The organism is Candidatus Baltobacteraceae bacterium (genome assembly GCA_036489885.1).
Classification (GTDB): domain Bacteria; phylum Vulcanimicrobiota; class Vulcanimicrobiia; order Vulcanimicrobiales; family Vulcanimicrobiaceae; genus JAFAMS01.
Genome location: DASXEW010000002.1, coordinates 112,037 through 124,406 on the forward strand (window position 1 = coordinate 112,037; position 12,370 = coordinate 124,406).

At 60.7% G+C, this 12,370-nt stretch carries 12 protein-coding genes; 2 read left to right on the top strand and 10 right to left on the bottom strand.

The window, feature by feature from the left end:
* Positions 1-6: 6 nt before the first annotated feature.
* Positions 7-834: a sporadic carbohydrate cluster 2OG-Fe(II) oxygenase gene (locus VGG22_05735; protein HEY1727849.1), complete on the top strand. Its 828-nt coding sequence runs from the start codon at positions 7-9 to the stop codon at positions 832-834.
* Positions 827-1,306 carry an LIC12192 family sporadic carbohydrate cluster protein gene (locus VGG22_05740; GenBank protein ID HEY1727850.1) on the top strand — a complete coding sequence of 160 codons (480 nt, stop codon included), beginning with the start codon at positions 827-829 and terminating at the stop codon, positions 1,304-1,306. The genes VGG22_05735 and VGG22_05740 overlap by 8 nt, the downstream gene beginning before the upstream one ends.
* Here the strand turns inward: VGG22_05740 and VGG22_05745 are convergent.
* The 10 genes from VGG22_05745 to VGG22_05790 all read right to left on the bottom strand — a co-directional run bounded on the left by VGG22_05745 (position 1,246) and on the right by VGG22_05790 (position 12,293).
* On the bottom strand, positions 1,246-2,286 hold the full coding sequence (locus tag VGG22_05745; GenBank protein HEY1727851.1) for an NAD-dependent epimerase/dehydratase family protein: 1,041 nt from the start codon (positions 2,284-2,286) through the stop codon (positions 1,246-1,248). The genes VGG22_05740 and VGG22_05745 overlap by 61 nt on opposite strands.
* A 1-nt stretch (position 2,287) precedes the next feature.
* A complete protein-coding gene (locus VGG22_05750; protein ID HEY1727852.1) occupies positions 2,288-3,307 on the bottom strand; it encodes an SDR family oxidoreductase in 1,020 nt (339 codons plus the stop codon).
* Positions 3,308-3,314: 7 nt separating this feature from the next.
* Positions 3,315-3,914, bottom strand: coding sequence for an SIS domain-containing protein (locus tag VGG22_05755; protein HEY1727853.1), 600 nt, complete (start codon positions 3,912-3,914; stop codon positions 3,315-3,317).
* 64 nt (positions 3,915-3,978) lie between these two features.
* Positions 3,979-5,760, bottom strand: a complete 1,782-nt coding sequence (locus tag VGG22_05760; GenBank protein HEY1727854.1) for a glycosyltransferase family 2 protein — start codon at positions 5,758-5,760, stop codon at positions 3,979-3,981.
* Between the two features lie 30 nt (positions 5,761-5,790).
* Positions 5,791-6,279, bottom strand: coding sequence for a copper amine oxidase N-terminal domain-containing protein (locus VGG22_05765; GenBank protein ID HEY1727855.1), 489 nt, complete (start codon positions 6,277-6,279; stop codon positions 5,791-5,793).
* On the bottom strand, positions 6,257-7,414 hold the full coding sequence (gene ispG / locus VGG22_05770) for a flavodoxin-dependent (E)-4-hydroxy-3-methylbut-2-enyl-diphosphate synthase (GenBank protein ID HEY1727856.1): 1,158 nt from the start codon (positions 7,412-7,414) through the stop codon (positions 6,257-6,259). The genes VGG22_05765 and ispG overlap by 23 nt, the downstream gene beginning before the upstream one ends.
* A gap of 25 nt (positions 7,415-7,439) precedes the next feature.
* Positions 7,440-9,152 carry a glycosyltransferase family 2 protein gene (locus VGG22_05775; GenBank protein ID HEY1727857.1) on the bottom strand — a complete coding sequence of 571 codons (1,713 nt, stop codon included), beginning with the start codon at positions 9,150-9,152 and terminating at the stop codon, positions 7,440-7,442.
* Between the two features lie 35 nt (positions 9,153-9,187).
* Complete coding sequence (locus VGG22_05780; GenBank protein HEY1727858.1) at positions 9,188-10,330, bottom strand: M50 family metallopeptidase; 1,143 nt, start codon at positions 10,328-10,330, stop codon at positions 9,188-9,190.
* A complete protein-coding gene (locus VGG22_05785) occupies positions 10,330-11,484 on the bottom strand; it encodes a 1-deoxy-D-xylulose-5-phosphate reductoisomerase (GenBank protein ID HEY1727859.1) in 1,155 nt (384 codons plus the stop codon). Before VGG22_05785 ends, VGG22_05780 begins: the two co-directional genes overlap by 1 nt.
* Positions 11,481-12,293, bottom strand: coding sequence for a phosphatidate cytidylyltransferase (locus tag VGG22_05790; GenBank protein ID HEY1727860.1), 813 nt, complete (start codon positions 12,291-12,293; stop codon positions 11,481-11,483). Before VGG22_05790 ends, VGG22_05785 begins: the two co-directional genes overlap by 4 nt.
* Positions 12,294-12,370 lie beyond the last annotated feature (77 nt).

Consider the following 12,370-nt stretch of genomic DNA (forward strand, 5'->3'; position numbering starts at 1 on the left):
GTGAACATGCCCGTTTCCATCGACCCGCACACCCGCTTTGAAGACGCCGAGGACGCGCGTATCCGCGAGTCTTTTCTCGGCGCTGGCTATGTCATCGAACCGGCCGAAGATCGCTCGGCGCTCGATCATATCCAAAGCTTCGTCGCGAGCACGGCTGCGAAGGCGCTCGGCGTGCCCGCGCCGGCGAACCCCACTGAGTTTCTCGATCGCATCGCAGAGAGCGTGAAGCCGGCCCAGCTCAACGATCTGCGATTGACGCTCATCGACGCGCTGCAAGCGGCGGCTTGGTTTCGTCCGACGTATTTCGCGTGCGCTCGGCGACTGCTTGAACGCATCGTCGGCAATGAGCTCGCGATGCAACGCGGGCTTGGTTTTTCGATTCAGCTCCCTAACGACGAGAGTTCCGTCCTTCCGCTTCACTCCGATGCCTGGTCGGAAGATTCTCCGTTCGAAGCCGTGCTCTGGATACCGCTGGTCGACGTGGCTCGCACCAAGAGCATGTTCGTTTTGACACGTGACGCGGATGCGCGCTGGCGCGAACGGCTTCATGAATATGCGAAACGCTCGGTCGAAGAGTTTACCGACGCGGCTGCTGATGATCTCACGTACCTCGATATCCCATACGGAAACGTGCTCGTCTTCACCCATACCGTCATGCACGGCAATCGGGTCAACCGTGAACCGACGACGCGCTGGTCGATCAATATCCGCTTCAAAGCGCTCTTCACGCCGTACTCCGACAAGCAGCTCGGCGATTTCTTCGACCCAATCCTGATACGACCGGCGACCCGGATTGGCATGAGCTACGCGCTTCCTCCGGGATTCGATGACTGAGCACCGCGGGGCGCGAGGGTATATTGCAAGCCGGCCGGTGCGCGGCTCGGTCATACCGCAACGCGTGCAAAACCTGGTCATTCGTGACTATTGCACGCGGCGCGGTCTGATCTATTTGGTGAGCTCCGCCGAATACGCGATGCCCGAGTGTTACATGATGCTCGAGAACGTGCTGCGCGAGCTTCCCAAACTCGAGGCAATCGTATGCTTCAGCGTCTTCATGTTGCCTGCGCAAGCTGCTCGCCGGCGTGAGCTCTACACGCGCATCCTGGAATCCGGAGCGACGCTGCATGCGGCGCTCGAAAATCTCGAACTGCGCTCCGCTGCCCAAATCGAACGCTTCGAGGATTTGCTTTCGGTCGCGTTTCTTTTGGATAAGGCGCCGCTCGGCGGCCGCTACGAAAAGACCGATCAGCCGCTGGCTGCGAGCGCCGATCCGTTCGTGCGCGCCTTGGCGCCTTTCATTAGCTGAACGTTGTAGTAGCGTTCGTCATCGATGGCGTACGGGAAGCGGCCGTTGCGAAACGCCCGGCAAAGATCCCGAACGGCATCTTCGATCGTCCGGCGTGGTTGAAATCCAAGCACGCGCGCGATCTTCTCCGACTCGACGCGATACGAACGGTTGTCGTTCGTCGGGGTGGTTTCGATCGCAATCGGCGCCAAATCCGGAAGCTCGTGCTCGACGACGCTCTTCACGATCTCGGCCAGCCGCGCCAGCGTGTGATTCTGATAACCGACATTGAAGATTTCGCCCGCGACCTTGGCGGCCGGTTCGTCGAGAATGTCGACGTATAGATCGGTCACGTCTTCGATATGGATGTTCGGGCGCGTCTGGGTGCCGCCGAAAACCGTAATCTTCCGTTTGTTGACCGCATGATTGGTCAAAATATTGACCGAGAGATCGAAACGCATGCGCGTCGAAAAGCCGCAAACCGTCGCCGGCCGTAAGACGATGACGGTGAAATCGGGGCTCTGCGCCGCGAGCGCAACCGGTTCGCACAACGCTTTATATTTCGAGTAATCTGTGAGCGGCCGCAGCGGATGTTCTTCCGTCACGCGCTCGGCTTCACTGACGCCGTAAACCGAGCTGGACGAGACGAAGACGAAACGGCGCACGCCCGCGCGCTTACTTTCCTCGACGAGCGGCTCGAACGCGTCAAAGTTGATCGACTTTGCAAGCAAAGGATCGAGCTCGAAGGACGGATCGTTGGAGATGCACGCCAGATGGATGACGGTATCACAGCCTTCGAGTGCCCGGCGGATCGCGTCGCGATCGCGGAGATCGCCTTCGACCTCGCGTAAACCGGCTGCACCGTGCAAGCTAGCGAGCGGATCGTGACCGAAGTAGTACGTATCGAGCACGGTGACGGCGTCACCACGTCCAAGCAGCTTGGGGACGAGCATCGCGCCCACATAACCCGCGCCACCGGTAACTAGCACCTTCCGGCTCATCTTACGCTCCTACCGTTTGGGTCGAACCCAGTCTCTCGAACCAGGTCTTCGTTGCTTTTTCAATCGAGTCGGGATCCCACAGCGGAGCATCGCGCCAAGCATCGATAGCCTGCAGCATCCCGGCGACCCCGTCCTCGAACCGTACCTGCGGCCTCCAATGCAATTCTCGCGCGATCTTCGACGTGTCGGCGAACGTGCAATCCGGTTCTCCCGGCCGCTTGGGAATGTGCACCACGTCGCCGCCGAGCAGCTCGACGAGCCGATTGATGCTTTGCGTCGCACCTGACCCGACGTTATAGATTTGATTGGCCGGACCACCGCGTTCGAGGACTGCAGCCGCCGTGACAAACGCGTCAACAACGTCGGAAACGAACGTGAAGTCGCGGGTTTGTTTTCCGTCACCGACGACGGTATAGGGTTTTCCGGCGAGCTTCTGCGCCAGAAAGACGCCGAAGACCGCACCGTACGTTCCGGTCGTGCGCGAACGTGGTCCGTACACATTGAACAGCCGCAGCGACGTCGTCGAAATGCCGTACACTTTGCCCCAGTGCAGGACGATTTGCTCGCCGAGCAGTTTCGTGAGCGCATACGGATATTGAGGCCGGAGTTCGGCAGCTTCGGACGTCGGATAGGAATCAGGAATCCCATAACACGACGAGGAGGCGGCGTACACAATACGCGGGACGCCGGCGTCGCGCGCTGCCTCAACGACCGCGAACGTTCCGTCGACGTTTGCCCGGAAGTAATCCTCGGGGCGCTCGATCGACGGCACGATGTCGGCCAAACCCGCAAGATGAAAGACGACGGCTGCATCGCGGAAAAGCTTGCGCATCTCATCGAGCGCACCGGCGATGTCGAGCTGAACGAGCGTTGCGTGCCCGCTGCGGATCGCCGCATCGAGATTGCTTCGACGCCCCGTACGCAGATTGTCGATGACGGTGACGTCGGCGCCGTCCGCAACAAGACGATCGACGAGGTGGCTGCCGATAAAGCCGGCACCTCCGGTTACTATGGCACGCATCGGCACTCTATCCGGCAATCGCCGACGCGTTGACGCTCCGCGTCGCGTACAGCTCGATGCGCTCGCGGAGCGCCAAAGCGATCGCGTGGTTGAGGATCAGGTGACCGTCCTCTTGCTGCCCGATCCGATCGGCCGGAACGATCACGCACATGTCGGCAGAAACTGCGAGCTTGCCGCCGGGCTGTCCGCACAGTCCGATCGTCAGCGCACCGAACTCTTTCGCGTAGGAAACGGCGCGCAAAATGTTTACGGAATTGCCGGAGCCCGAAAGCGCAATGAGCACATCGCCCTTCCTCAGGTGCGTACGCAGCGGCTCGACAAAGATTTCCTCGTATTCGAGGTCGTTCGCAATCGCGGTGACGAGCGGGACATTGTCGGTGAGCGCCATTGCACGAAAGCGCGGCTGACCGTCGACAAGCGTGCATTTGCACAGGTCGTTCATCATGTGCGAGGCCGTGGCTGCGCTGCCACCATTGCCGATGATCCAGACGTTCTTGTCCCAGCGCCAAGCGTCGAACAGCGCGCCGACGACCCGGCGCACGTCGTCACGGGAAAGCGCGCGCAGGGCGCGCTCCATCTCGGCGAGGTAGCGCTCGACCATATCCATATCAGTAAGAATATCGGTGAAAGGGACCCCGACCGTTATCCGGCCTGGAAGGGCCCTGGCGGCCTCAGGCGTGCTGCTCTTCGCCCGGAAAGACGAAGGTGGGCGGATACGGATACTTCATGCCGCTTGGTCGCTGAGCCACGACGCGAAGGGTGTTTTCCCGTAGCTTTACGAGCGCGGGCCGATCTCGAAGTGGAAACTGCTCGAAAATGGCCGCGAGGTGCTCGCGTGCCGCTTCTCCGGCAACGGCCGTCGTTCCAAAGTTCGAAGCGTCGGTTCGACAGGTAAATTCGCAACTGAAATGGTTGACGTGAACGATGTCGACGTGCTTTGCAAAGCGCAGATAGATCTCATAGTCGTTGAAAATCGAGGTTTCATCGTAGTAGCCGAGCGTCTCGTAGAGATCTCGCCGTACCAACATACTCATGGCAGCAATCCATGGAGAGAACAGGATTCCAGTGGGATCGATCGTCTGGCTCAGAACCGTTGCATTGTAGCCGATTAGCTTGAGCGAGCCGTCTTCGAGCCGCCGCATATAGCGTGCCAGCGTGTTCGTGTGCGCGACCGGAGATCCGGAGCCCTCCGTCGCCTCGACGAGCCGCTCGATGAAATCCGGGAAGATCCGATCGTCGTCCGAGAAGGCACAAATATATCTGCCGGTGGCCACGCGCAATCCCTTATTGAGCACGTGCATAACACCGACGTTTTCAGGCAGGTCGATGAGACGCACGTTAAACCGCGAAACTTCGTTGCAGATGTCACCGACCGGCGTTCCTGCGTCGTTCACGACGATGCATTCGATATTCGGGTACGTCTGTCTCACAACACACGCAAGGGCTTCGCGTAGTTCGTCCGGCCGGTTGTACGTTGTTATGACGACGGAGACGAGCGGGGCTTCGCGGTCCGTCCAATCGATGCCGGACGGTCGCAGCGCCGGCGGCATGCGGACATTTGAAGCGCGACACGATGCCGATCTGCCAACCGAACGGAGCAAAGCTTTGAAGAGGCCGCGACCATCCCAGGGCTCGTAGATCTCGGCGCGCGCGATGAACTCTGCAGCACCGCTCGTCGAGGTAACGACGAGCGGGAAACCTCGCTCGGCGAAGGCGATTGCCGCGGAGGGATCGCTTGGCGCAGGGACGACGACGCACGAAGCCGTCGACAACAACTCTGGAACACGGCGATCGGTCGCGCCGATAAAATGCGCGCGAACGTCTACCTGCTCGCCCTCAGCGCAAACGATCCATGTTTCGGCATGCAATTCTTCGAGCGCGAAACCGACGATGGCCAGTCGATCCGGCGGCGTCTCCGGCGCCCAAACGACAACGCGCATTTGTTGCGACGGTTGCCACGTAACGTCCGGAATCGCCGCAGGCGCAACGGCGAGATCCCATTCGGAAGACCGGCATCCGAAGGTATTGGTGAAGCGATCGCAATCGCTGACGCTTCGGAAGAGTTGCGCGGGCACTAGCGCGATGAATTCACGCAACAGCGCTCTGAGCTCGGGTGGAACGGTAATCGTTGTGCTCAGTGGTTTGCCGTTGACGACTAAAGAGCCGTCCGCCATCGAGGCAAACAATCGAAGCCGGTCATCCATCCCCATGTTGTGCTGCAGAATGTGCAACGCAGGACCTTCGACCGATACGCAGCGGGGATCGTCCCAAAAAACCATCCCGTAGACCTGAACTCCGTTTTGGCGCGCCTGGACTGCGGCTGGATACGCCTGCGACACGTATTCCATGTCCGCGAAGATCGCGTCGAATTTTGGATCGCGCAACTGTTGTGCGAACCGCTGAGCCTTCGGACCAAATGTTTGAATCATTGGATCGTACGGATCATCGGCCAAATTTCCGGCGCCCTTTACGGGCGCGTGCGCTTAGAAGGCGTCGGAAGTCGAGGAGTCGCTCTGATCCGCTGCGACCGAAGTGTCCGTCGTGAAGACGTTGATCTGCGATTTGCGCGCGTTGTAGCGAACCTTCGGCCCAAGCGCCCGCTCGAGTGTGCGCGCGGCGACCATCGTTCGTCCGCGGACGGTGAAGGGTGCGTGAGACAGCTTGATGGTTCGTCCATTCAGCGTTGCCGATTGCGTTCCGAGGTGGAGTTTGAGCGTATCGGCACCCCGGACAACCTCAATCGAACGGCTCGCTTTTTCGTAGCGCAATTGCGCACCGAGCACCGTCGTAACAGCGCGGAGCGGCAAGTAGGCTTGCTGATCGATCGTCACGGGCGGAACATCCGAAGCCACACGACGGCCATCGACGTCGATCGTCGCGGGACGTGAAAACGCAAGCGTACCCGAAGCGGCCAGTGCGATCGCGCCGGTCGAGAGCAAGGTTCGAAGACTAAGCGGGCGCGGCTTGTTCATGTCGTCCGATCTCGTGTGCGTAGTCCGGATAGACCTCTGCGATAACCTTTTCGATCTCTTCCCGCAAAGCACCGAGCAGGCGCTCCTCAGGATAGGTCCCGACCAGGCTACCCCGGCGATAGATGGCACCCTTGCCCTTACCACCGGCAACCCCGACATCTGCCATTTTAGACTCTCCGGGGCCGTTGACGACACATCCCATCACGGCGACTTTCACGGGTGCGGTGTACTCTTTGGCTAGGGCCTCGACGCGCTCGGCTAGGTCGACGACCTCGATCTCGGCCCGGCCACACGAGGGGCAGGCTGTGATATCGAAGCCTTTTTCGCGCAGACCAAGCGACTTGAGGATCCCCCAGCAAACCGGGACCTCTTCGACTGGGTCGGCCGCCAGCGAGACCCGCAAGGTGTCGCCGATGCCTTCCCAGAGCAGAATTCCAAGCCCGATCGCGCTCTTGATCGTCCCATCGCGCGGTAGGCCTGCTTCCGTGATTCCCAAGTGCAGCGCGTACGGGGTACCGCGTTCCCGGAGCCGCTTATCCATGAGCCGGTACGCGTAGACGGTCGTCTGTACTTCGTGCGCTTTGAGCGAGATCACGACATCGGTGTGGCCGAGATCTTCGAGAATTTCGATGTGCCTAACCGCTGATTCGACCATCGCTTCAGGAGTGAGCCCAAGGCGTTCTTCCAGATCTTTCGCAAGCGACCCTAAGTTGACGCCCACGCGAATCGGCGTCCCGCGCTCGACGGCGAGCTTCACGACTTCGCGCGTCTTCTCCGGATCGGTAATGTTGCCCGGATTGAGTCGCAGCTTTGCGACGCCGGCTTCGATTGCGGCGAGCGCCATGCGATGATCGAAGTGCACGTCGGCGACGATAGGAACGGGCGAGCGGTTGACAATGGCGGGCAGACCCGCGGCGTCTCGAGGATCCTGACACGTGACCCGCACGATCTCGCACCCAGCCATCGCAAGGCCGTAAACTTGTTCGAGCGTCGCATCGACGTTCGCCGTGTCGGTGGTCGTCATCGACTGCACCGCGATCGGATGATCGCCGCCGATCCAAACACCCTTAGCATCCGAGACGTCGGTTTTATTCTTGAGGAAGACAGGCTTCGATTTGCGTCGCAGACGGATCACGCGGACATCCCTTCCTTATCGTACCTCAAGCATCCGCTCCCGGAACACGTTCCCCCCAGTCGGCAACAGAGACCGTCGGTGTAAAAACATCGCCAGGCGGCCGAGAGGCGACGCGTTCGAGTGCTTGCTTCCGGAGGGCTTCGACATATGGACGCCCCGGCGCCGGATGGCGCTCGAAGACGCGTTTCATATCCGCAACGACGTCCTTCTGCCACGTTCGGGACATCTGAGCCCCAGAATCGCGTAGCAACCATTCGGCCGTCACGTGCGGAACGTGAGTGAAATCCGAGATTTCAGCGAGTCGGATTTGGATTTCTTGATCTCCTACCACGCTGTCGACGTCCCACTTGCCGATCCGCTCGAATGCCGTGCGCCGAAACATGAGGCCCTGTCCAGCGACCGGCGATGACGAAAACACTTGGGTTCGATCCAGCGGAAAGCAGAACACCGAGCAATTGTAGCCCGTCGTTTGAAACTCGCCGTTGCGTGCCTTCTCAAAGCGGATGAGCACGTTCGAGTGCGCGACGGAAGCGCCGGTCCGCTCGAGCGCTTCGACGAGCCGCATGAGGTGATCCGGATAGACCTCGTCGTCGTCAGCCATGACGACAACATATTGGCCGCGCACGAGATCCAGTGCGTAGTTCATCACGGCGAACGTCCCCTGATTGACCTCGCGTTCGATAACGGAGATGCGCGGATCGATGCCTGCAAAGTCCGCGACGGATTCGCCCGCGTCGTTTACGACTAAGACTTCAAGGTTTGCGTAGGACTGCGCCGTGACCGACCTCAGTATTCGCGCGAGATCTTTTCGCCGGTTATACGTTGGGATGATGATGCTAACGAGTGGCTCTCGCTCAGGTACGCGCGGTCGAGAATCTTCGAGTGCCCTGTGAATAACGTCAAGCGACGGCGGAGATTCGCGAGCCGCGCTGGCACGACTGCCGAGTGCTTCTGCGGTCGCCGCCCAAATCGAACGATACGACCAGGGCTCGTAGAGCGCGACGCCGTCAGCGACCTCGTGCGCACCACTCGTAGTTGCCGACGCTACGCTCATCCCACGTGCAGCGAAGGCCTGCGTCCAGCTCGGATCATCGAGAGACGTATCGACAATGCAGAGCGCACGAGAAAGCAGGCCCGGAACGTCCGCCGAGTCGACGTCGACGTAACGCGCGCGTTTCGATGAACCTTGGCCGCCCCTGCAAACCACGACGACCGGCGCGTGAAGATCGTGAAGTGCGAACGTGTGGATCGCGCACTTCTCGGCTGGATAGTCGGGCGCCCAAACGATCACGAGGTCGCGGCCAGCAGCCTTGGTCCACACACCGAGATCGCGGGCGGGATACCAGCGCGCGACGTGCGGACGCGCGTACCCGCGCAGCACGCGATGCGCTTCGGCCTCGGTCCAGGAGCGCACGACCAATGCATCTGGAATACGGGAAACGTCCGCAAGCGCAACTTTGACCTCCGCTTCATAAACATTGAGCTCTGCGAGCACCCGCCCGCCGACGTTCAACGATCCCGAACCAATCGCGTCGAACACGAAGCGCCGTCGATCGTAGTCGCCTTCAATGAAGGCGTGTGACAATTCGTACGCCAACGCCGCTCGACGATCCGGTATGAGAAACATCGCGGCGAATACTTCACCTGCGCGCCGCGCGGCTGCAATATCGAAATACGCCGTCGGAATCACTTCCTGGGCCACAACGAAAACGTGTGTATCACCGAGTTGTGCTGCCACGGCATCGGCGCCGGGACCGAACGGCCGGGCTCTTCTCAGAGAGCCCCTCTTCCGGCGACGAGCCGCACGATGTCATGATACGTAACCAGCACCATCAAGATCATCAGTGCCGCGAAACCGGCAAAGTGTACGACCGCTTCCTTTTCCGGATCGACCGGCTTGCCGCGCAAGAACTCAGCGATGATGAATGCACCTCGACCACCGTCGAGCGCCGGAATCGGAAGAAAATTAAAGATTCCGAGCGAGATCGAGAGTTGCGCCGCAAGCATGAAGTACGGACCCCATCCGAGGTTCTGAACCTGACCACTGATTGCAGCGATTCCGACCGGCCCCGCTAGGCCGCCGATAGCATGCTGCGGCGACGTGACGAGCGCAGCAAGTACGCCGAGCTGCATCACGAGAAAGAACCAAAACGAGCCGCCGGCATCTGCAAGCGCTTCCGTGAGGCCGGCGCGCTGAGCCTGTTGCCGCGGAGCAAAACCGAGCAACCCCACGCGTTTGCCGCCGAGCATGCGTTCGACCGGCGTACCGGTCAGCGTTAGCGTTTGATCGCCCCGTCGCACGACGAGCGTTAAATGTTTGCCGGCCGAGCCGTGAATCGTTTCGACCAGCTGCGCGCCGCTCTTGATCTGAGTCCCATCGACGCTGACGATCGTGTCACCCGGATGCAATCCCATTTTTATGGCCGGCATGTCGGGTTGTAACGCATCGACCGTGGTCGTTGCGATCATGCTTCCGAATCCGAGTGCCGCGACGAACAATAAAACCAATGCGACCATGAAATTCGCTATCGGCCCCGCTGCAATGATCGCGAGACGGCGTACCGGCGACTTGGCCTGGAAGTTCTCCTCGTCGTCGCTTTCGGCTTCGGATAAGTAGCGGCGTTGCTGAACCGCCTCGTTCGTTTTCCCGTCCTCACCCTGCATCGCGCAGTAGCCGCCGATCGGAAAAAGATTCAAACGATAGTTCGTTCCGCTGCGCGGCGACGTCCACTTGAGAAGCGTTGGTCCCATCCCGAGAGCAAAATCGTTGACCCGCACTTTATTCCACCGGGCAACGATGAAGTGCCCGAGCTCGTGCAGTACGACCAGCACCGAGAGCATCACCAAGAAGACGACAACCTTGCCGACGGCCGCGAAGCTGGGTAATGCAAGGGACAAGGCGAGATGCTGCTCCACTAGCGCGCGACAACTCCTAACTCGCGGACGAGTCCTTCGGCCAGGTGACGTGCGCGCGCGTCGGCGCCACGCACGGAATCAAGCGAAAGCTCTTCGGGTGCGACGTCTTCGAGGACCGATTCGACGACCTCCGGGATGCGCGTGAAACCGATCCGGCCCTCGACGAAAGCTTGGACTGCAATCTCGTTCGCCGCGGAGAGCGCCGCGGGCGCAGTTCCGCCGCGTTCGAGTGCTCGATACGCAAGCCGCAGACACGGGAAGCGGTCCTGATCCGGCCGTTCGAAACGCAGCGCGATTGCATCCTCTTCTTCGCGAGCGCCAAGCGCAGTAAGCGCATCGACATTACGCGCGTCCGGCCACAGCGACGTATCTTCCAACCGATCCGGATACGCGAGCGCATAGCCGATTGGGACGCGCATGTCGGGCGGACAGAGCTGCGCTTTGACCGCCCCGTCAGTAAAGATTGCGAGCCCGTGCGCAACGCTCGTGCGGTGCACGAGGACGTCGATGCGATCCCACGGCATCTCGAACAAACGGCTCGCCTCGATGACTTCTAAACCTTTGTTCATCAGCGTCGCCGAATCAATCGTGTTCTTGGTTCCCATGCGCCAGGTCGGATGTGCGAGCGCGTCCTCGACGGTCACGTTTTCCATGTCTTGCGCTGTTTTGTCCCAAAACGGTCCGCCCGACGCCGTGAGGACAAGGCGCGCGATTCGCTCCTTCGGCTCGCCGACCAAACACTGAAAGAGTGCGCTGTGTTCCGAATCGACCGGCAAGATGTGTGAGCCGCTTTGCGCAGCTTCACGCAACAGCAGCTCGCCCGCTGCTACGATCAGCTCTTTGTTTGCAACCGCAACGTCGATGCCCCGCGCGACCGCTGCGAAGACTGCGTCGAACGCGACGGCGCCATCGGTTGCTGCCAATACGACGTCGGCCCCACTCTCCGTTGCAACGCGCATCAATCCGCGCGTCCCGCCGTCATCTTTTAGCGACATGACGCCGACTTCGAACTTCTCGGCTTGCTCACGCAACAGCTCGGCATTTCGTCCCGCCGCCAAGCCGACGACTTGGAAACGATCGCGATGCCGGCTGATGACGTCGAGGGCCTGACGCCCGATCGATCCGGTCGACCCAAGAATAGCGACGCGTTTCACGGCGGTGGCAGACCTCCGTGAGCGACGAAGCCGAGAATCCATAGCGAGAAATAAAACGCCGGACCGGCGAAGAGATAACTGTCGAAGCGGTCGAGCACGCCGCCGTGCGAGCCGATCGCACTCCCGGCGTTCTTGACGCGCGCATCGCGCTTGAGAGCCGACTCGACCAGATCGCCGGCTTGCGCCGCGATCGAAGTGATTGCTCCGACGAGCGCGCCTTGCCACCATGCGAATCCGATTTGCGGCAACATCCCGAAGGCGACGCCGACTCCGATGCCGACGAGCAGTCCTCCAATCGAGCCTTCAACCGTTTTTCGGGGTGAAATTCTCGTGAGCGGGCGTTTCCCGATCGCAACGCCGACCAGCATCGCGAACACGTCGGTGAGCGCAATAATGAAGATTGCGTACAGCGTCAGCCACATGCCGACTTCGGGAATGCCGCGAATCACGATAAAGTACGAGACCAGTTTCCCGATGTACAGGACGGCCAAGAGCGTGAAGGCGCTGCGCGCGAGATAGTGACCCTTGTGCGCGAACGTCGAGAACACGAACGTCGCGATGATCGTCGCCGCGAGCAGCAGACTCTCGAAACGATGAACGACGCCGAACGTCGTCAGCCCGATATATGCGAGCACCGCCGGTGCCGCGATCGCGCCCTCGACCGGGGTTCCTTTGCGCAGCGCGAGCTTGTCGAACTCCCACAAGCAGCCGATGGCGATGACCGCGACGAGCACGGCGAAAAGCGGATAGACCAGAGCGCAGCCGAGGCCAAGGATCGCGAGCCCAATGCCGATCGCGACGCGGCGCATTCCGATCGAACCGCCGGCGCCCCGCGATTTGGAACGAGCTAGCGCGCTCGCCGGCGCCGCGACGCTCCTGCGAATCG

Excerpts from the sequence above, each read along its gene's own strand:
- VGG22_05750 (HEY1727852.1), bottom strand. The coding sequence starts at position 3,307 with ATGCGTGCCATAGTAACCGGAGGTGCCGGCTTTATCGGCAGCCACCTC.
- VGG22_05745 (HEY1727851.1), bottom strand. The coding sequence starts at position 2,286 with ATGAGCCGGAAGGTGCTAGTTACCGGTGGCGCGGGTTATGTGGGCGCG.
- VGG22_05735 (HEY1727849.1), top strand. The coding sequence starts at position 7 with ATGCCCGTTTCCATCGACCCGCACACCCGCTTTGAAGACGCCGAGGAC.
- VGG22_05740 (HEY1727850.1), top strand. The coding sequence starts at position 827 with ATGACTGAGCACCGCGGGGCGCGAGGGTATATTGCAAGCCGGCCGGTG.
- VGG22_05755 (HEY1727853.1), bottom strand. The coding sequence starts at position 3,914 with ATGGATATGGTCGAGCGCTACCTCGCCGAGATGGAGCGCGCCCTGCGC.
- VGG22_05765 (HEY1727855.1), bottom strand. The coding sequence starts at position 6,279 with ATGAACAAGCCGCGCCCGCTTAGTCTTCGAACCTTGCTCTCGACCGGC.
- VGG22_05790 (HEY1727860.1), bottom strand. The coding sequence starts at position 12,293 with ATGCGCCGCGTCGCGATCGGCATTGGGCTCGCGATCCTTGGCCTCGGC.